10 protein-coding genes and 2 pseudogenes are annotated in these 20235 nt (G+C 52.8%); 8 read left to right on the top strand and 4 right to left on the bottom strand.

All coding sequences use genetic code 11. The features are described 5' to 3' along the window. Positions 1 to 1014: 1014 nt before the first annotated feature. Positions 1015 to 1305 (bottom strand): hypothetical protein, encoded by a 291-nt coding sequence (locus tag VI234_RS18180; protein ID WP_152418986.1) that lies wholly within the window; start codon positions 1303 to 1305, stop codon positions 1015 to 1017. A gap of 246 nt (positions 1306 to 1551) precedes the next feature. Between VI234_RS18180 and VI234_RS18175 the strand changes: the two are divergent. Continuing rightward, positions 1552 to 2382, top strand: a pseudogene (locus tag VI234_RS18175) (IS5 family transposase). Between the two features lie 52 nt (positions 2383 to 2434). On the opposite strand, the gene VI234_RS18170 reads toward VI234_RS18175, so the two are convergent. Continuing rightward, positions 2435 to 2800 (bottom strand): DUF7344 domain-containing protein, encoded by a 366-nt coding sequence (locus tag VI234_RS18170; RefSeq protein WP_336330835.1) that lies wholly within the window; start codon positions 2798 to 2800, stop codon positions 2435 to 2437. A gap of 489 nt (positions 2801 to 3289) precedes the next feature. Here VI234_RS18170 and VI234_RS18165 point away from each other — a divergent pair, with 489 nt between their 5' ends. Continuing rightward, complete coding sequence (locus tag VI234_RS18165) at positions 3290 to 3925, top strand: vWA domain-containing protein (RefSeq protein ID WP_004966110.1); 636 nt, start codon at positions 3290 to 3292, stop codon at positions 3923 to 3925. 233 nt (positions 3926 to 4158) lie between these two features. Here the strand turns inward: VI234_RS18165 and VI234_RS18160 are convergent. Beyond that, positions 4159 to 4322: pseudogene (locus VI234_RS18160) on the bottom strand (IS630 family transposase); the annotation flags it as partial. Positions 4323 to 4371: 49 nt separating this feature from the next. Here VI234_RS18160 and VI234_RS18155 point away from each other — a divergent pair. After that, positions 4372 to 7953: a homing endonuclease associated repeat-containing protein gene (locus VI234_RS18155; protein WP_336330834.1), complete on the top strand. Its 3582-nt coding sequence runs from the start codon at positions 4372 to 4374 to the stop codon at positions 7951 to 7953. A gap of 34 nt (positions 7954 to 7987) precedes the next feature. On the opposite strand, the gene VI234_RS18150 is transcribed toward VI234_RS18155, so the two are convergent. Next, the gene (locus tag VI234_RS18150; protein ID WP_336330833.1) at positions 7988 to 8893 is read right to left on the bottom strand and encodes a transcriptional regulator TbsP domain-containing protein; all 906 of its coding nucleotides are present in this window, start codon (positions 8891 to 8893) and stop codon (positions 7988 to 7990) included. 177 nt (positions 8894 to 9070) lie between these two features. On the opposite strand from VI234_RS18150, the gene VI234_RS18145 reads away from it, so the two are divergent. The 5 genes from VI234_RS18145 to VI234_RS18125 all read left to right on the top strand — a co-directional run bounded on the left by VI234_RS18145 (position 9071) and on the right by VI234_RS18125 (position 20212). Further along, positions 9071 to 9934 (top strand): hypothetical protein, encoded by an 864-nt coding sequence (locus VI234_RS18145; RefSeq protein ID WP_336330832.1) that lies wholly within the window; start codon positions 9071 to 9073, stop codon positions 9932 to 9934. Between the two features lie 153 nt (positions 9935 to 10087). Beyond that, on the top strand, positions 10088 to 10873 hold the full coding sequence (locus VI234_RS18140) for a hypothetical protein (RefSeq protein WP_336330831.1): 786 nt from the start codon (positions 10088 to 10090) through the stop codon (positions 10871 to 10873). Beyond that, the gene (locus VI234_RS18135) at positions 10873 to 13857 is read left to right on the top strand and encodes a hypothetical protein (protein ID WP_336330830.1); all 2985 of its coding nucleotides are present in this window, start codon (positions 10873 to 10875) and stop codon (positions 13855 to 13857) included. Before VI234_RS18140 ends, VI234_RS18135 begins: the two co-directional genes overlap by 1 nt. Beyond that, positions 13857 to 14645 (top strand): hypothetical protein, encoded by a 789-nt coding sequence (locus VI234_RS18130; RefSeq protein ID WP_336330829.1) that lies wholly within the window; start codon positions 13857 to 13859, stop codon positions 14643 to 14645. Before VI234_RS18135 ends, VI234_RS18130 begins: the two co-directional genes overlap by 1 nt. Continuing rightward, the gene (locus VI234_RS18125) at positions 14642 to 20212 is read left to right on the top strand and encodes a DEAD/DEAH box helicase (RefSeq protein WP_336330828.1); all 5571 of its coding nucleotides are present in this window, start codon (positions 14642 to 14644) and stop codon (positions 20210 to 20212) included. Before VI234_RS18130 ends, VI234_RS18125 begins: the two co-directional genes overlap by 4 nt. The last annotated feature ends 23 nt before the right edge of the window (positions 20213 to 20235 follow it).

Raw genomic sequence — 20235 nt, 5'->3', positions numbered from 1 at the left:
ACCGCTGAAGACAACAATATGCTGCAAGCAAATCTTTCGAATTACTGAATCACGCTTTCACCAATAGCTTCGGAAATGGTGGTGTGTAGCTGCGGAAACAGTGGTGTGTTTCGGTATTGGCTTCACATGAACTAACGGTGTATTGCAGGACTGGTAGCTCTCTCTTGGACTATGATCACTCGCTCAGGGTCGTATCTCGAGTTTCTGTAATGTAGCTGGATGTCCGTCCGGTCAAATCCAAGTGACGAGAGAACGCTCTCAACAGTTCGAATGAGTTGTATCTGGTAGTAGTTCAGGTCGTAAAACGCAACATCTTCATGAGCCAGCGTAACCCGATCTCGCGAGGATTTCTCATCGTCGACAACCATGTACTCAATATCTTATCCGGAAAGAACGGCGATGTATAGTCGCGAGTCCGTTCGAGTGCCGCTACATTCTGCGCATACTGTGTGTAGCCTTCAGGTGGGTTGAAAACACAAATCTGTTCGACGAGTTGCTCCATAGCAGCATAACCCGTATGGAGCGTTTCGATATCTCTTTCCAGACGAACTGGATTGGTGATCGGCTACTGAAACTCACACCGCTGGCCACTGACGAGGTTCAAAACGAACTGGAGAGTTACTCGGTTTTACGGAGTTGGTCATTGACCTCATAGAGCCACCCACGGTCAAGAAGTCGGTCAACCACGTATACTGCATCAGCGTGCTCTTCAATATGTTCGGACTCAGCCAGAAGGAACTCATGTGCTTCAGTCTTAGAGAGTTCATCAGTACCTGAGGTGTACGCTCTCTCAAGGGTCTGATAGGCATTTTGAACCCAGTCTGGGAGCGGGGGTTGGCCTGTGCGTTTCATAACCCTAGTCAGTCAACTATACACTATACTTGAGAGCCTGCAACTTTACTTCCCCGGATGGTTGGATGCAATTCTGATTTCGAGGCTGAGACACTTTGGGCTGAGATGTTGATGACAGGACTAATTTAGCCTCTGTTTGAATAGTATTGCTTTGGTTTATTACTACTCCTGTGGTGAATCATACAAGAGATCAAATGCTGGGTGTCGATATAAGACCAGTTCACATGACAGGCACTGAGTCATCAATGACCGCTCAGCTCCCCAATAATCACTACGGCGAATTACTGCATCTTCTTTGATCCCGTATCGTCCTCCTTCCGCTGTGAAGTGTCGGTATTCCGTTGTCCCACACTCTGGACATGGATCGCCGAGTTGCTCCCAATCTGAATGTTGCTCTTCAGTGATTTCTTGTTCTTTACCCTTGCCGTCGGTCAATATGATTTTCTGTTCCATCACTGAGCCTCACTCCTCTGGCTCGAACAAAATTAACCGTCTTAACCTCACAGGGAACACGTGGAACAACGTGGACAGACTCCCTCCAGTTTCACTTGGCCAACCACGTAGTGCTGGTAACCTGATGTGGCTATCTTTTGAGTGAAGTGAGATGGAGTTGTCTCTGTACGGCTCTGTTGAATCACTAGGCGGCGTCGGGATAGGTCGCTAAATCAAAGGAATTGAAGCGGGAGGATGCGGTTGTCTATGACGCAAATCTCCCGCTTCACTGGTGAGATTGTACCGATTGCTCAAGTTGTTACCGGTGATGGAGACGAATCCGCCGCCCCGGAAGGCGGCGGCGGATTCGCCGACTATGCCATCGTTTCCCTGCATTGTCTGCGGATTTACCTTGATACGTCCTACCGGATGACGATTGACCTGCTCAAAGAGATGCCACAAATAACCGGGGAGATCGGCCTCGAAGCGGCCGATCTCCCCTCTCGATCTACGTTGTGTAAAGCGTTCGACCGAATCGAAATGAGCGTCTGTCGGGTGTTGCTGCGCCAGTCGGCGCAGCTACACGACCCATCGAAACACGCTGCTATCGACGCCACATTCTACGAACGCTCAGCAGCGAGCCGTCACTACTGCCAGCGCATAAGCTACCGCGTACAGAAGCTGAAAGTCACGAAACTCGTCGATACAGAGACCCAAGCAATCCTTGACGTGCACTGCTCGACGACTCGGGAAGGAAGTGACGCAGACCTCGCTGAGCAGATCGCCCGCCGGAACGCGGGCGATCTGCGGTCTCTGGCCGCTGACAAAGGCTACGACAAGCAAGTGCTCCGCAAAGCACTGCGTGAAATCGGTATCAGACCGCTCATCAAGCACCGCATCTTCGCTCCGTACGACCACGCTCACAATGCCAGAATCGACAAATAGCGCTACAATCAGCGCTCTATGACTGAGACCGTCAATTCGGCCGTGAAGCGCTCGCTCGGCTTCGCCGTGCGAGCGCGTTCCTGGTTTCGTGAGTTCCGAGAAATCGCTCTGATGTGTGTCGTCTATAACATCAAGCGTGCCGTCAAACAGTGAATTCCACCGCCTTATGGCGATTCAACGCAGCCCTCTGTACAGTCTGTCTTCCTCACCTCGAATTATGCGGTGAGTCACTACGACTTCCTGTCTCCAGTGACTGAAGTAAGTTCTGCGTCACTTCGATAAGTGTCGCTAACCGGTCGGGATCGAACATCGTGATCTGCAGGGCGTCGGCGTCGTAGGTGATGACATCCGTTTTGTCAAGAACCGGTAAATGAAGATGGTGTAACGCCTGCTCTTGACTGCTGGCTGACTGTGTCGAAATACTGGGTTCCTCGGGGAGTTCATCCGCAAGTGTCGCACAGTCTACCGGGACGTCATCTGAGGATAATTCTTCAACAATCTGGATTCGAGTCTCATGCCGGAATATCTCGAATCCATAGATTGCTTCTTGGGTCGGTGTAGTATCGGTCATAGGCTCCTCCCCCGATCTAAATAAAGTCTCGACAGACTGCCCTGGTTCGGATTAATTGACACTCCAGCCAGTAGATTGGGGCAAATGTCTGGTTCCAGAATATAGTCACCAGATTCCACACTCTCGTGCTCCGATTCTGAACTCGTGCCATTGCCACGAAGCGAATCGTGCTTGCTTATCGCGAGCATGAGAGACGCTTCTTGAGACAGAATTTCTCGTTTTGTTTGCTGCACATCGGCCTGTCCCAAACCAAACACAATTCGTGAAACCGATTCACCAAATCGGTCTGTTTGTGTACTACGGTCTGATAATGTCCCACAACCAAATCGACTCTGACCTTTGGTCATTGCTACATTAGTTTGGATTGCACGACCCTATATAAACGAGAAATAGTTGGAAAACAACATATGATATAATGAAGAGTTATTTAATATTCTCTGCTCATCTTTTCTCCTATATATGATATCCTGTAATCCCAGTTAATGAGCCATGAAGACCCAGATTACGTTTGTCCTTGACTCATCCGGATCAATGTCTAAGATTGAAGAAGACACTAAAGGTGGTTTCAACTCCTTCCTCAAAAATCAACGAGACGAAGTGGGTACTGCCACAGTCACACTCTATGATTTTAATACGACTGTCGACTTGGCGTATGCTGAGTATCCGATCGCGGAGGCACCACAATTGACCAGTGAGACATATACTCCGGCTGGGAAGACGGCCCTCCATGACGCACTTTACACTGCGGTCACTGAGACCGCCGAACGAATCGCAGCCACAGACCAATCCGAACAACCGGACAACGTGATTGTTGTCGTGTTGACTGATGGGAAAGAGAACGCGTCTGAAACCCATCACGAACGAGTACAGGAACAGGTGCAAATGCGACGTGAGGAGCAGGGGTGGGAATTCCTGTTCATCGGGGCCAATCAGGATGCTGCGCTGACAGCCGAAAACATGGGAATGGATGCTGACCGTTCGTTGAATATGGCTCACAGTGGTGAAGGAACAGAAGCAGCATATGAATCTACCTCAGAACAAGTAAGTGACGTCCGACAGGAAGGGCACACCAGCGGATATAGTGTTGCCGACAGGCAACGGCAGGAGGACGCTCGCCACGACTGAGTGGGGTTGTTAGATAAACAAGACATATAATTTCCATTTCCGCGGTTCTGCTCAGAACTACCCGCTATCTTGTGGAGACAGGTGTATGCCGCTGTTCACCAATGCAAGCAGTCCTTCCTTATCGAAGGAATCTGGGTCATTCTGATCAGTCCAGCTATACTGGTATAGGCAGAACGGACTCCCACTATCACAGTCACAATCGAATGTTTCTGATAGTATATCTATAGTGGTTGTTAAAAATAATTGCCCATATTTTGGATGGAGAGTTGATCGAGAACTGTACCAATCGCTGTCGTCAACTCGTCAACTTGTCAAGTGAGTCAAAGAAGCGGTTGCTAAGAGACGCTTGAAGCTGTTCCCAGCATACTTCGACAGGATTTAGCCCCGGTGAGTACGACGACCATAATATGATGCTTTAGAGACAAAAATTCTATATTCGCTCATATATGTGGGTTTGCATGGTTAATTTAGGCCCTGATGCCCTGTTGGATGAGGATGACATTAAATCACAAGCCGACCTCCGCGATGCTGACCTCCACGGCGCTGACCTCCGCGGCGCTGACCTCCACGGTGCCGACCTCTCCAATGCCCGCTTCCACGGCGCCGACCTCTCTAACGCCGACCTCACCAACGCTGACCTCCGCAGCGCCGATCTCTCCAACGCCGACCTCTCCCACACCGACCTTTCCCGAACCGATGTTGGCTACGCAAACCTCACTGACGCTGACCTCTCCAATGCTACCCCCACTAATGCCCGCCTCCACAAAGTCGACCTCACCAACGCCGATCTTTCTCACGCCGATCTTTCTCACACAGACCTTTCCCACGCCGACCTCACCAACGCTGATCTTTCTCACACCGATCTCTCCCACACTACCCTTTTTAATATCGACCTTTGCAAGGCCGATGTAACGGCAGCAGTCCTGACCGAGGCAGTCGTCCATGATGCTCAGGGTGAAAGGACCCTAGCAACCAAGCAGACTCTGCATGAGTTGGGAGCGGTCATCAGATCTACAGAAAACGACTCAGCCAACCAGTCGGATGAGTTACATTCGGAGATTCGTCGGGTCACGGACGAAATTGGACAGACTCCAACCCTTACAGAATTCGAAGAAACCACACCATCTGCGTACGCGCTGTATCAGAGGAGTGATCGATCGTGGATGGAAACTCTCGATGATGCCGGCGTACTCTCGAGCAAGGACGACATCATCCGGGAAATAAACCGTGTTACAGAGGCGACAGATCGGGTCCCGAAAGCAGGTGAATTTATCGACCGGACCAATACACGAAGTGCGGTCTACCAACACCATTTCGGCAACTGGATCACCGCCTTGGACGCAGCAGGCGTACTACCCACGAAAAGCGAACTGGTGGACCACGTTCGAGCACTCAGCGACGAACTAGGGCCAATCCCGGACAAATCAAATCTACTAGATAAAAGTAAATACCCGAGATCAGTCTATGACTATCTTTTCGATTCGTGGAGAGAAGTGATTACGGCCGCGGGGCTACTCCCGAGTGAAGAAGAAATGACGAGTCAGATCCGAACTATTTCTGAAACAACAGGATCAATCCCGAGTCGGGAGATCGTCGTTGAACGAGGGAACTACGAAGCGCAGGCTTACGAGTTCCAGTTCTCCAGTTGGGAGAAGGCGCTAGAGGCCGCCGGCGTGCTACCATCAAAAGCAGAGTTTCTCTCGCTTGTGCGTAGCGCAACGACGAGAAGTGGATGGCTCGATCAAAATGCAATTTACGGAAAAGACGCACTCCCGGATGAGTACCATACACAATTTTTCGATTCATGGAAAATGACACTTGACGCCGCAGGTTTGCTACTATCCGAAGAGGAGTTCCTGTCACTGCTCCGGTGTGGAGACGGCTCAACACAATGGCTACACGAATGCGAGTTCTACCAGGCAACGGACCTCCCGGACGATTATCACACGTTGTTTTTCGGTTCGTGGGCAGAAGCGCTCGAGACCGCAGGGATTGCGCCAACAAGGGAAGAGTTCCTCTCGATGGTGCAGGAAGCGGAAACAGATCGACACTGGGTGGACAAAGAGCAGGTCTACGAGGACGCTGGAATTCCCACTGATTACCACACGCGATTTTTCGATTCCTGGGAGGAGACACTTGATGCGGCGGGATTCTTCGACGAGGAGTTATTCATAACGGAAGTGAAACGGGTCGTCGCTGAGCAGGGACCAGTTGTGACGCCGGATGACGTGTATGAGGCGTCAGCCCTTCCGGAAGACTATCACGAACAGTTCTATGACTCTTGGAAAGAGGTACTCGTGACTACGGGAGCTCTCGATGGAGCGCTTCCGGCGCCAACCGAGGAGCGACTATACGAACTCGACACTAACTGGGGGCGCCCGCCCAGTGAGGAATATGTGCGTCGTCACCTTGAGATCAATACGAGAGCTACGTTGTCTGATGGTCTCAGCATCGAACTTGACTGGGAAGCGATGCTTGAGGTTACTGGACTAGACCCGGACGACGTGGACCCAGATGCAGATCTCATAAAAGAGATAGAACTCCTCGCAGATACGCTGGAGCATCGACCGAACCGCACTGAGGTGAAAGAATATCTGCTTAAAGAGAGCAACTACGTTGCAAGTCGTGGGGAAATCGACGATGCAATCGAGCAGGCAGTCGTCCCCGCAGAGCGTGATTTGACACCGACCCGATCGCTCACACGACGGCGCTACGAGAGTAACAGCGATGACATTCCGTCGCATACGGACCTCCTTGTTGAGTTGAATATAATTCGATCGCGAACGAAAAGCAATAAAGACGCCCTCAAGTCGGAATTCGAAACCCGTGGAGTGATTGACGAGTGGCACTACAGTATTCAGTTTGGGAGTTTGGCTGCTGCGGTCGACGAACTCCTTGCAATCGATACGCGGCGGTTCAGGGAGCCAATCGAGCGAAACTTCTCGCTTACTCCGGGGATGCTGCGAGATACTGTTCGCGATCTCGGTGAAATTCTGGAACGACCACCACTCTTGGAGGAAGTGGTGTTTCTGGGCGAATCGAGTATCGCGGACTTCGTGGAGACATTTGATTTGTGGGCCGACGTGACGAACACGGATTCGACAGTGCGGAGTTGGTCGAACGAGGAACTCTTTGACAACGTGGAAGAGGTCGGGCGAAATCTAGGGAAACCACCAACCCACGAGGAACTACTTGAGTTCGGAGCAGTCCCGGTCCAGTGTTTGCTACGCCGGTTTGGCACCTGGCCACGGGTACTTTGGTTGGTGGGTGTGGACATCGATTCGATCCCCCACGACTACCTTGCGTATGAGTTTACAAGCGAACTCTGGAACACCACCGACTATCTTGTTCGGGAAGAGTTCGGCCACGACCACGCACTGTTTGACGAACTCCATCGTCTGACCTTCGAGTTTGACTGTGTTCCATCTGAGGAACTCATTCAGCGCTACAGTCCGTATGCACTTGAGAAGTTCACCCGGGCGTTCGGATCGATTACTGCCGCGACCGATCGGGCGGGAATCACGACTTCGGACGCGGGGAGGCCGCCGACACCGAGACGGGAGGAGTTCCTACGAGGTCTCCAATCGATATCCGAGACGGCGACGACGTGGGTCCTCCCGCAGGACATCTCGCTGCATACTGAGTACTCTGTCGGAACGTACCTTGGTGTGTTTAAATCGCTGGAAAACGCGCTTGAGCAGGCGAACCTGCCGACAGATCATCTTGTCGGGCCGACAGAGACTTATAGCGACGTGTGGCATGCCGAGCATCAGATGAAGACGGGCATCCTGCGAACGATCGCGGATCTCGCGTCAAGGGATGAGGACGAGGTGACGATGTCGAGACTTCAGTCGGTTGCAGGGATTTCACAGAACGTCATCTATCGGTTCTTCGATGACTGGGACGAAGCACGGGAAGCGGCACGGGTCAGAGAATCACTTGGGACTGTGGAGGTTGACCCTGACGAGGTGGAGAATCCCGACTTTGTCGACGACCTCCTGAGTGAGATGGACGAGATGATGGAGTAGTAATTAATGGGGTATCCCTGCTCACCGGTGTGAATCATTGTGATTGAATCGCTTCTTTGAGTTCCTGCTCCAAGAGTTGCAGATCCTCGTCCCCGTGTGCGATGTCAGTTGTGTCTAACTGCTCTGTGGCCGAATCTGACCCGGCGTCGGTATCACCTACTGTATTCGGTACATTCTGTCCGCCTTCGCGTGTAATATCGAGTTCTTCACCCTGTATCTCAACCTTACTAATTGCGTCGGAGAGTTTCAAGCGCTGTTTCGGCCGGCCGACTTCTATCGGAACCTTTTCAGTGTAAATGATGCCCGAGTCCTCCAACTTCTGTTTACGGCGCGAGAATGTCGCTGCACTTGCCAAGCCGACCTCCTCAGACCAGGTACTGAGATCGTTAAGCAGCGCCCCGCTGTGTGCGGCCGCTACGAGGGCGACTGAAATATGATCAAGCGCACCCAGGTTATCGATCCGTGCAGCTTCGATGAGTCGTTCGAACTCGTGTCTGGTGTCGGAATCCACGATCTGTTCGAGTTGACCAAGGAGTTCGCTCCACGCAAGAATATCCGGATCGACCAACTCAGCTGATTCCGTGATCCGGACGAATTCTGCATTGAGACTCGTCTGGAGGCCCTCATTGGTCGATTTGGCAAACTGTTCTATTTGGCCGAACCGGACAAGCGTGTATAGTTGCGAGCCATCGAAAACGATGGTCGACAACGGAGTTGCCTCACTGGCGTAGATGTTGACCTTGTCTTGTGTAATCAACTCCGAGATTCGAGCATTCAACGGAAAACCTAGACGTACGTTTCTCGCTTCTCGCTCTGGGATTACGATATCGAAATGTACCGCATTGTCTGCCCAGAGATAATCAACCACGTTCCACATCAGTTCGATGTCTGAAATGACGAGTTTCACCTCGTCCGAATCGAACTCCCACAGAGAATTCATATGATAGTCAAGCGTACACTCTCTATTAATATCCAGGATACGGTACCGTGGGAAGGAACGGACAGTTGATGTTAGCGCTGCGGCAAAGCCAGTCCGCCGACACTCTGGTGTTGACTATGTGCCGAATCGGTTTGGGTAGGGAAACGTGTAAACCCGAACGGTGAAATGAGACGCATAATGGGCGTAGATGTGCTCGAAGGGATCAGTACTGATTCGATCATCGTTATGACTGACCCCGCGACTGCGGGGAGTGATCGAGGAAATATGGGGTGGCTCCGGAGTCTGCCGTTCTTGACCCGCCAAGGTATTACCGACTACACCTTTCCAAACAACTGGCTTGGCTACGGGTCCTCAGTCACGTTTGATGAAGTATTAACAGGAGAGGATAATCCGTTCGAGTATACTGCAATTCCCGATATCGACTTTGGCTATCACCTCTACGGTACAGACAGCACTTGGTCAGATATTGCTTCCCCGCACCTCTGCCAGTACACGAATCAAGAAGTTGAACACAAGGGGAAGTCGAGCACAACCCAGAAACTCATTCGGGCCTACAACGAGGGTCAACTCGACGAACTGTTCCTCGTTGTCGATACGGGCAACTTCCAACTTGATGACGCCGATCAACAAAAACCACTAACAGAGACTATCGAAGATGTCGCGGAGTTCGGGTATGAAGGCGCGGCGACGTACTACATACGACACGCATTGCCGACGCACTATCTCTCACTCGACGAGACCCTAAACATCTGGTTGCACGAAGCAGCGATCGAATATGCTACCAAGATGGAACGGGAACCAACGCGTACCGCGGACCTATTTGAGTTTTCCGAAGTCCATCCAGATGTTCGTACCTGGGACTTCTTCGAATTCCTCGCGTCGAACCTCACACAGGATGAAACAGATCATATTCAGGCGACGATCCGACCTTGGGTCGAAGCGGACATTACCGTGATCCGCGAACACATCCTGAATGAACTCCAAAAATTCGATTTCGAAGCCCAGCAGGTTCGAGACTACCGACGAGCGAACGGTGAGTGACTACCCCCGATGGAAACCCTTGAAAAACGCCCTTTGGTTACCTGTAGATTGCACATACAGGAGAGCGGTACATTCGGTCAGTACTTTTATTAAACACGCAACGACTCCTATGACAGGAACTAGCGACTCGACAATAACGTGAGGACTTCATAAATGTCATTATTAGGACGAAACGTAACTGGCGACGATATCTTGGCGCTATGGAATCACATCGCCCGAAACGGACCGGTCGAACGGGAGACGCTCCTCAAACGATATTACCCAGGCGATGCCGAAGACCCCGACCAGAGTGACTTTCGGAAAACACTTGAGGACGCCATCAACTTCCTCGAAGAAGCTGACCAGGTCGTCCAGAAGCAAGATGGCTACACACTAAAAGCGGAGTGCATAGACGCTACCTCCTCGCGAGTTGCGATCTTGAAGGGATTACGAGCGCAGACTGACGAGGACGAGGCGTACATCGGTGTTCTTGATGTCCTAACCGAAGAAGACAAGCGGTACTTTGATATTAAAAACGAACTGGACGATCTGCTAAGCAAGGAACTGGGGTCGGTTAACTGGACTGAGAACAAGATCAGTTACTGGACACGGACGATGTCGATGCTGGGGGTGATCGCGCCGATCAATAGTGACGCAGATGAGAACTACACTCATTTGCTGTCGCTTTCACAGGACCTCCTGCTAGATCTTCTTCGGGACAGCTTCTCGCCAAACGACCCGGTCAAACTACAGTCCGTGATGAACGAACTCGATGAGACCTACCTTCCGGTCTACGCGACGACGAACAGAGATATGGTGGCATCATACTTTGAGACTGCACTCAGTCAAGCAGAATCGAACGACTCGATCGAACTTCGCCAGGCGAGTGATTTTGGCGGGGCAGTCGATATCAGGGGTAGTGGGTACAACTCACTCACTCTCCGGGTAGGTGGATACTGATGCCAACGACCTATCGGAAAAACTGGGATCCAGAGATTGTTAACAAGTATATCACTCAGGAGTCACAACAAAAGAGTCGGGAAGAATTCGAAAAGACACACGTTCCGATCAATCGCATCCGTGTTGAGGAAAACAAGGTATTCGACACTTGGACCGACGAAGACGAGAGCCTCGTGTCGGAGGATATCGTCCTAGAGACCGTCTCCAGATCGATAAAAGACGATACGAACCGGTTGTTTTTTGTCGTCGGAGAAAGCGGAAGCGGAAAATCCGAACTCTGCCAGTGGCTGGATTATCAGATTCAGGATGAATCTGACAGGGCCGATGAGGGAGAATTCGCACACGAACCCATCCTCATTCCCCGGCACGTCCGTGAACCCCGGGAGGTCGTTGAGTTGCTTACCGAGAACCTCGACGGGTGGGACTTCGAAGACGCGAAGTACCTGCGCAATCTCCCGATGGAGGGAATCTATCGGGAGGTTACTGGGAAGATCCTCAACCGGTTCAAGGGGTCGCAGCAGTCGACCGTCGACTTCCTGAAGGACGATGCATTTGAGTCGAAGGTTCGGTCGAATCTGGAGGCATATGTCGATGCCTTTGACGATCCAGATGCGAGTATAAGTTTCGAACCAATCGAGCAGGACGAACTCGCCACTCTCCTTGAAAAGTTCCCAGGGGTGGCTAGAGAACATGAACACCACGAGGTCGATCCGGCGGAGTACCTCTACCGAGAAATCAAGACCGGAGCAACTGAGGCCGTCTCGGACATGCTTTCTGCGGGCGATATTCAACAAATCCTTCGCGATATCGATAAAGCGTATCGGTCACGAAACCGGCGCCCGGTGCTAATTATCGAGGATCTCACCGGGTTTACCGTGTACGATCATCAGGTACTCTCGTTTTTTTCCGATCTGGGAACGGCCCACTTCGATGTCGTGATCGGGGTGACGACAGGCGTTCACCAGAGCCTGATCGACCAGCGGCGAGCCGACATGTCTTCACAGGATACGATCGACGACCGCATACAGGCCCGACTGAAACTAACCGAAGCAGCCGAGGACGGCTCGGGTTCGGAGACGCTCTTTTTAAAACAGGAAGATATCCATATCGATCTCGTACGGAATTACCTCAAAGCGATCAAGAAGGATTCAGATCGAGTGTATGATCCGTCCCTGCCCGATGGACTTGCTTCCGATGATATCGATGCCGCATTCGGTGACTGGCTCTACCCGTTCAATCGGGGGTTTCTCGACCGAATCTATCACAACCTACAGGAGGAAAACGTCACCAAGCAGACGCCACGGATCTACCTCAATTTCGTTATCAGTGAGTTACTCGACAATCAAAATCCGCCTTTCGAACATGCCGAGAAACTCAAACAGCGCCTCGGCAACATCGAGAATCGGATTGATCCGGAGTACAACGGATCCGATGAGCAGGTCCTGAAATGGTACGGGACTGATGAAGGAGAACAGTATACGGTAGATGAGGATGTCCCCCAGATGTTCGATATCGAGAGTGACGGACGGGCGCCCACTATTGGCGGGTTCGAAGAGATCTGTCCGGAGTGTAACGCCGGGGTTAATGTCAGTGGAAGAAAATGGACATGTCCGGAATGCGGGCACGAATACGATGAAACCAAGGATGGGCCGCCCCGGAGTGAGATCTTCACTGAGCAGCGCAACGAACTGTTGGCATGGGTCAGGGGAGAGTCCGACTTCGATCAGACGTCGAACATTGAAGACGGTGCCAAACGGGTTATCACCTACTTCTTCGATAAGCCAAACAGTCTCCGTATCCCTGCCTGCCGGTCGAGTGACGCTGCGTATCTCCGGTGGGAAAAAGGCTCGAGTCGCGTTCCGGTCCACGTTCGCAATGCGGATCGACCCAGTTATACGCAGGTCGAACTTACGAGAGACACGGATCAGTCGGTGTTGCTGGCCCTCCTTCGGATTGGGGTTTGGGAAGATGCCGACCTCGAACGTCTTGAACGGCGAGGGAATATTAATCTAGACCGACTTCGGCGATGGGCGACCGAGACTGTTAGGGATCTTCGAGAGGATCTTGAGACGGATATCTCAGAGACGTATGGGGTGACATTGGACGAGGTTGCTCTCTTTGGAAAATACGTATTAAATGTCTTCGGGGGGAACGGAACGGAATTTACCCCGGAGGCCCTCACAGAGCCAGTCTCCGAGCAGGATATCTCGCAAGTCTATTCTCGGACTGCCTTCGACGGGAATATTAATGCCCTCAAGAACAACGTCGGTGTCTACAAGGGACTCTTCCACGCTCGGTTCCACCTCCGGCGCAACGTCGTCGATTACGACCGTCTAGAGAAAGCGATGACGTCGCTCACGCCGGAAGATCTGATGCTCAAAATCAGCAGCATCGAGGGAGAGATCTCTAGCTTCAAGATTGGGGAAACCAGTCGAGAGAGCATCGAACTAGACGCCTTCCTGAAATCGAAATCGTACAACATTCGCGGCCTTGCACGTGATATCGACGAGTACGATGCGATCTTCACGGACGATCTGTCGATGACGAGGACCCAGTTTACAGAATTGGCTACCGCTGTTGAGGGGATCGATATCCCGCTCGATGTCTCCAGACTCAAGGATGCGTACGATCCACTGGGACGGCCGGATCCGAGTATCCTTGATGACATTACCAGACTGGATGAGGAGAAGTTGGACGCGTTTCTTGAGGACCTCGGATTAGTTGTTGACCGAGTGACAGCCTGTGATGATGTCTGGGACTTTCTCGCCGTTCAGCGGTTCGCTGGAGAAATAAAGTATGGACAATGGACAGAACCCTACACAACATTGAGTAATTTCGTGGATGAGTTGGAGACCCTCGAACAAGATCTCGACTCTCGCATTCACGAACTGGAAAAAGAAACATTCGAACCAGACAAGACACCATACGAGGAAGTCCAGACCGAAAGCCAAGAGCTTATTAGTAAATTTGGGGGAGGTCTCTGATGACCCAACAACACGAAACTGAGGAACCAGAGTCAGTACAAGCGCGGATCGAGGCCCTGACAAACAAAAGTGAGCGAGTGCAGGAGTTAACCGACGAACTGCAGGGAATCCAGCAGAAACGTGAACGGGCAGCGAACAAGAACGACGCGTTTCGCGACTTGGAACGAAAGGTGTCGGAGACCCGTGAACAGTACGAGCGGCTCGAACTCTGGTCGGAGTATGCGAACAGGATGGGCATCGGTATCCCGGACGACGATATTCAGGCCCGACAATCGGACGTTGAGCGCAAATTGCAGGAACTAACCAGCAACACGTGGGATAATTTCGAAAACGCGACTGCGATACGGGAGGTCATTAGGGAGTTTGAAGGCCATCGGAAAGCCTTCCTTGAGTTCACGAACACGGTCAGCGAGGCTGTCCAGAAGTATGTTGACGATGAGTTGGACTCGGCCGACCGTACCCTGACCCTCCTACAGATTCCGGACATCGGTAACGAGGCAGCCGAACAGACCTGTGACTACTACCAATACTTCCTGAATAAGTTGGCCGATGGCAAACCAAGCGACGATGTCACACCCGACAAGTGGGAATCGTACCACGACGAGTTTCACGAGTTGGATATCGATCTCGGTGGGGGACTAAGCGACGACGCCAAAGATGTCATCTGGGCACTACTGGAGGATGAGACGGTCACCCTCGCAGAGATCGACGAGGCCGTGCTGGACGACCTCAATACGTTCGAAGAGTTCAGCAAGCGACTCTCGATTCAGTTCACAACGAACCCATGAACACATTCGACCCAATCAAACTCGGAGAGCATGCTCAGGATAGCTATGCGAAATACTTGGTCGGGGGGAACCAACGTGGTTACCAGGGACTCCTCGATCAGTTCGTCACAGACGAAGATCGGTCGAAAGAGCAACAACTCATCCGGTCCAAGGGGCCGTATCTGGAGGGAGTTCCTGCTGCAGCGTGGAGTGATACTCCATGGACGGAGTTTGCACATAACGTCAGCGGCTCATTCGCACCAAACGGACTCGAACAACCAATCATCGACGCGTTTACCGAGGAGAACTTCGAATATCTTCAGCGCCACCAGGAGGAAGCGATCGAATGGCTTGCCAACGATAAGCACGCCCTTATTGCGGCCGGGACTGGTCGGGGGAAGACAGAAGCCTGGTTCATTCCGATTTTACAGTACGCACTCCGTGCCAAACGAAACAAACTAGACGGAGTCCCGGTCAACGGGATCAAGGCTGTATTGACCTACCCCACGAAGGCGCTCGCACAGGACCAACTCAAGCGCTTTATTGAATATCTCTGGCTAGTCAACGAGAAAGCCGGCCTGCCAGCGGATCAGGAGATCACGATTGGCGTCTACGACGGTGATACGCCATACAGCAACTACGTGCCCGGGAGTAGCAAGGACCCGTTTACGTACCTTATCGACGCTTTTCGACATTTCGAACTCCCACGCACAATAGCGGAAAAGACGGCCGTCAGCGAACAGGCACTCGAGGAAGTGCCACCAAACGTCTATGTCGAGAGTAACAACAACGAATACCGACTCAAACTTATCGAAGAGTACGGCGGGCACACCTTGGATTTCGTCCACCTGACCAGGGACACGATGCACAAGTCGCCCCCGGACATCATATTGACGAACCCGGATACCATCAACTATCGACTCTTCAACGTGAACGACGAGCAGGCCCACCGAATGTTCGTGGACCAACCGAAGTTCCTGGTCTTTGACGAGGTCCACACCTACGAAGGGTTGTTCGGGGCACACGTGTCGATGCTCGTCAAGCGACTACGGCGCCTCAGGGAGGAACGCGGTATCGAGGACCCGCTGCGGATGATCGCGTCCAGTGCAACGATCGACGAGCGCGAAGAACTTTTCCAACGACTATTTTCGATCCCGACTAACGAGCACGACAAGACCTACACTCTCATCGAAGAGGTCACCCCGGATGAAGTTCTCCCGGATCCTGGGCACCTACCGGAGGCATTGACTACACAGCCTTATACCGCTGCAGAGTTTGCTGGAACTGCCACACACGACCGAAGTTCGGAGACGAACCAGATCCGAGACCGTCTCGGACTCAACCCTGATGCCGACATCGGGACTGCATTGGAGGCAAAGATCGCGGACGGATCGCTCTACTGTTTGGAGCACCTGCACCGTGTCCTGCAGGACCCAGACAACGAAACGTACGACATTCCTGCCGCGCCGACTCCCAAGGATTTCGTCGAGTACATCACGAAAACGTACGATCTCTCATCCGAGGCGGCTGAAGTTGTCGCGAGTAACGTCCTGACGCTGTTCGAACTGGCAGGCTACGAAGTCAGGATCCATATGTTCAATTGGCCGGTAGATGGGTACTACAAGTGCGTCCACTGCCACCGGATTTACTCGAAGCCACAGGCCTGTGATTGTCAGCAACACGAGCAACGGACTGCCTTCGTGACGAAAATTCGACTCTGTCAGAACTGTGGTGAGCAAGTGTATGAGGCGTGGTACTGTCCAGACTGTGGGACAGTCCGACCAGTCACCCAGGAGACGGAAGGCGAGTACCTCTATGCAACGGAACCGGAGTGTAATCACCCGGACCACGGGGACCTCACTCGAATCTACTGGACCCCGGAGTACACATGTGAAGACTGTGGGCAAACGGAACACCCGACGGAGGGGCTGACCGACTGTGAGTGTGGCGGGGCGCTGACCCGGACCACGGATGGAACCACCTGCAAGAATCCAACCTGTGATATCGAACGACCCCGCTCCGAGGGTGGGTGTTCACACTGTGGTGGCTCACTCCGACTCGATGCCGGCCTCACGCGAGAGTGTAGTGATCCGGAGTGTGAGCACCACGATGACGATCAGGATGGACTCAACTGTGGGAGTTGTGAGTCCCCTCTGATTCCCAAATATTCTCTGTCTTGGGTCTGCACAAACGAAGAGCATGCAAAGGGGCACAACCCCCGTGACCTGCACGATGGCTGTGACTGCGGCCGCAACACGTTCGTTCTCCCGGCGTACATCGACACACAAGAAGCGGACTTCTGTGAAGCGTGTAACGAGGACCGTACGACCGACCTCTATTATCTCGCAGGCACCGGGTGCAGTGTCGAGGGACACTCCGATGACGATGTTGTTCGGGTGAACAAATCCTTCGGGCTCAAATCTGCCTACCGGGATTCAGATGGTAATATCCGCCTCGATTCGACGGGTAAAGCTAGTCATGCACTGCCATGCTACCACGGTCGGAGTCGTAACTACGACTCGCTTATGCGGTCTCCGAACAACGCAGGGGTGACAATGAGTCAGTTTATGCTCCGGGAGTTGGGTGATATGAACGGCTCACAGTATCAGTCCAAGATGATGTCGTTCGCGGATTCCTATCGTGATATGGAGCGGATGGCAAACGACTTCGAGGAACCGGAGCGAGAACTCTTCATTCAGCAGCGCATCCTGAGCTACGTTGAAGACCACGGATCAGTAACATTGGCTGCCCTCCTGGATGGGACGATCGGAGAAGCGAAAAAATACTGGAATGAGATGGATGCCAGTGACGACATCATCAATGATGTCTTCGGCTACGGTTGCTGGCGTGGCTCGTTACAGGGTGAACTCATTGCCGGGACCTACATCCTTGCGAATGGGAGCATCGGGCGGACGTACGGTCGGTTGGTCACCGAAGGGATGATCGATATTTCGTTTAACACCCCACCAGAGACACCTGAACAGAGGGCCCTCTGTCGACACTTGCTGGAAGACAATCGGCAACAACGACAGAGCCTGCTGCAAGCTCTCCGGGAAGACGAGGCGATTGAAAACCCAGTTGGAGTGTTGAACCGACTGAAAGAACGCGATGTTGTCTCCGAAGACAATGATTTCGACCGAGTTGAGCTATCACTTGATGCGATCGATGTCCACTTCGTTGGACCGGACCATAGCATCCGTTACGATTATCGGAGTGACTCGTTCGTAAGTACTGCACAGTTGCAGGTCACAGACCGGTCGGAACACGGGCTAGTCGACTACAACGTCACCTATCATGACCGGGCAAGCATGGAGTCACCGTTCTTCACACGGACGGCGTACCGTGCCTCGTCAACGAATCCGCGGCTGCTCACGAGTCAGGTGTACAAAGGTGACGTTCCCGCGGACGAACGACGACGGATCGAACACGAATTCAAACACGATCCAGTCCCGAACTTCCTGTCGACAGGCCCGGCGATGGAGATTGGGATCGACATCGGTGATCTCAATACGCTGTTGCTGGTGGGGACACCACCAAATACGAACGCATATCTCCAGCGAATCGGGCGGGCAGGGCGTGACGCTGGCAAGTCTCTCGTCACGACGATCAGCAAGCGAAACCCGATCGATTTCTACTACCACAAGAAGCCAAGCCAACTCATCAGTTCTGGCGAGAAGCCAATTCCACTCGATCAGCACAACGAACACGTCCTGAGTGTCTCGCTCACCTGGGCACTTATGGACTACATCGCTGCCCGGTACCATGTTCCGTGGCAGCAAGTCGATAAGGTAGAGGGCAAGGAGTTCACAAAGCCGGATCCTGATGAGTGGGATCGCTACCGGAAAGCGGAATCATGTACAGCGCCGCCAGCCGATTATGAAACGTTCACTAGTCTGTACAACCGGCCGATCGATCAGATAGACCACGGCCGGATATTTGGGGTGCTGAAACGCATCGTCGAGGCCGATGAGGCTGTTCGGCCGTGGCTTACCTCCTTGCTAGATTACGGGTATTGTCGGAACTGCAACCACATCTTCTCGACAGGTGTGACGGGGACCTGCCCTGAATGTGGCGAGGTGGACGTCACACACGCTGCCACAGAGTACGAGGAGATTATCGACGAGACGCTTGAGAAATTCGGTGAACGGTTGGTCCTGGCTGCGTTCAGCTACCGCCAACGTCTTGAGTCAGAACGCAACGAACTCAAAGAAAAAATCCGACGGAAAGAGGATGCACAGGGTGGAATTGGTGAGTTCACGAGTGGATTCGATGATGATGACGATCCCGACGAGTCGGATGAGGAACTGGACGCTGAGATCGAACGTCTCAAAGTACAACGCGATATCGTCCGGGAGCTGATCGACGAGTACGAGGGGTCGTCGTTTGCTGACATCCATCAGCGCTCGAATGTCGCCGCGTACGTCCCGAACATCCGCTCGTTCAGTCAGAGTGTGAACGTCAAACGCCGGTCCATGAACGAGCATGGCCAGTTGACTGCTACCTCGAAGGATGCTTGGAATCGTGACTCTGCCATGGCGTTGCGTGAGCTCCACCCCTACGCGTACGTCCTCCGCAACAAGCAGGGCTACGTCGTGACGCGGGTTGTGAAAGACACCGAGGGCACTCGTGATCTCAAAGCGGAACTCGGTACTGAACAGGTGCGATGTGCTCGGTGTAACTTCACGACGGAGTGGAGTGGTCAGGAGAGTTGTCCTGACTGTGGGGCAGGCCCGGCCGAACTCGCGAAAGTCGAGCCCATCGCGATGAACGAGGTGGAAATCACCCAAGACAGCGTGACGGAGAACGATATGGATATTACGGATGTGTATGCGCTCTCAGATTACAGTACAAATCCGCGGAGCACGTTCGCCCAGATGTCCGTAGAGATCTCAAACTTCGATGCGCAGCGATCGATCCAGATTGTGTCACCGGACGAGAATCCACTCTTCAGCGTCGAGTACGGTGAGATTGACATCATCGAGACGGTCAATAGCTACACCGCGAGCTACGATAGTGGTGAGCAAGATCCCTCACCAGCGCGTCTAAACTTGTGTATGGACCAGGATTGTGGATCTATCGTCATCCCACGAGAGGACGGCAGTCGCCGGTGTCTCAGTAATCCAAACCACGACCCGGCAAGGCAGAGGGAAGTCGCGGTCGGGAGAACGTTCGAAACTATGGGTATCCGCCTGCAGAGCTCATCGCACAGCGACACGATGGTTCATACACTTGCGCACGGCTTACGACTCGCACTCCAGCGAACGGGGGGCGTCGATATTCGAAGTCTACAGGAATCGTTCGACGAGGGCGATGAGGAAGCGTTCGTCTTCGAGAGTACTGTCGGTGGAAACGGGGTTACGGACTTGTTATTCGGGACCGACGATGGCATTTATACGGAACTCCTCGAGGCACTAGAGGTCATGCACACGAACATCGACGGGTGCGATTGCGGCAGTGGGTGTCCTGAGTGTCTCTACCAGTATGGCTGCAGTGAGAACAACAAAGACCGGACGTTCTCGAAAGAAGGTTTCCGGGACCTCCTCACCGACGTGCTGGATGGAGAGCCCGGTGAGATCATTACCGAATAGCCATATAGTGTGCTATGAGCTAT

This window comes from Haloarcula sp. CGMCC 1.2071 (genome assembly GCF_037078445.1).
In the GTDB taxonomy this organism is placed as follows: Archaea; Halobacteriota; Halobacteria; order Halobacteriales; family Haloarculaceae; genus Haloarcula; species Haloarcula amylolytica.
The sequence above is the reverse complement of the archived record's forward strand: the minus strand, read 5'-3'. Positions and strand labels throughout refer to the sequence as shown.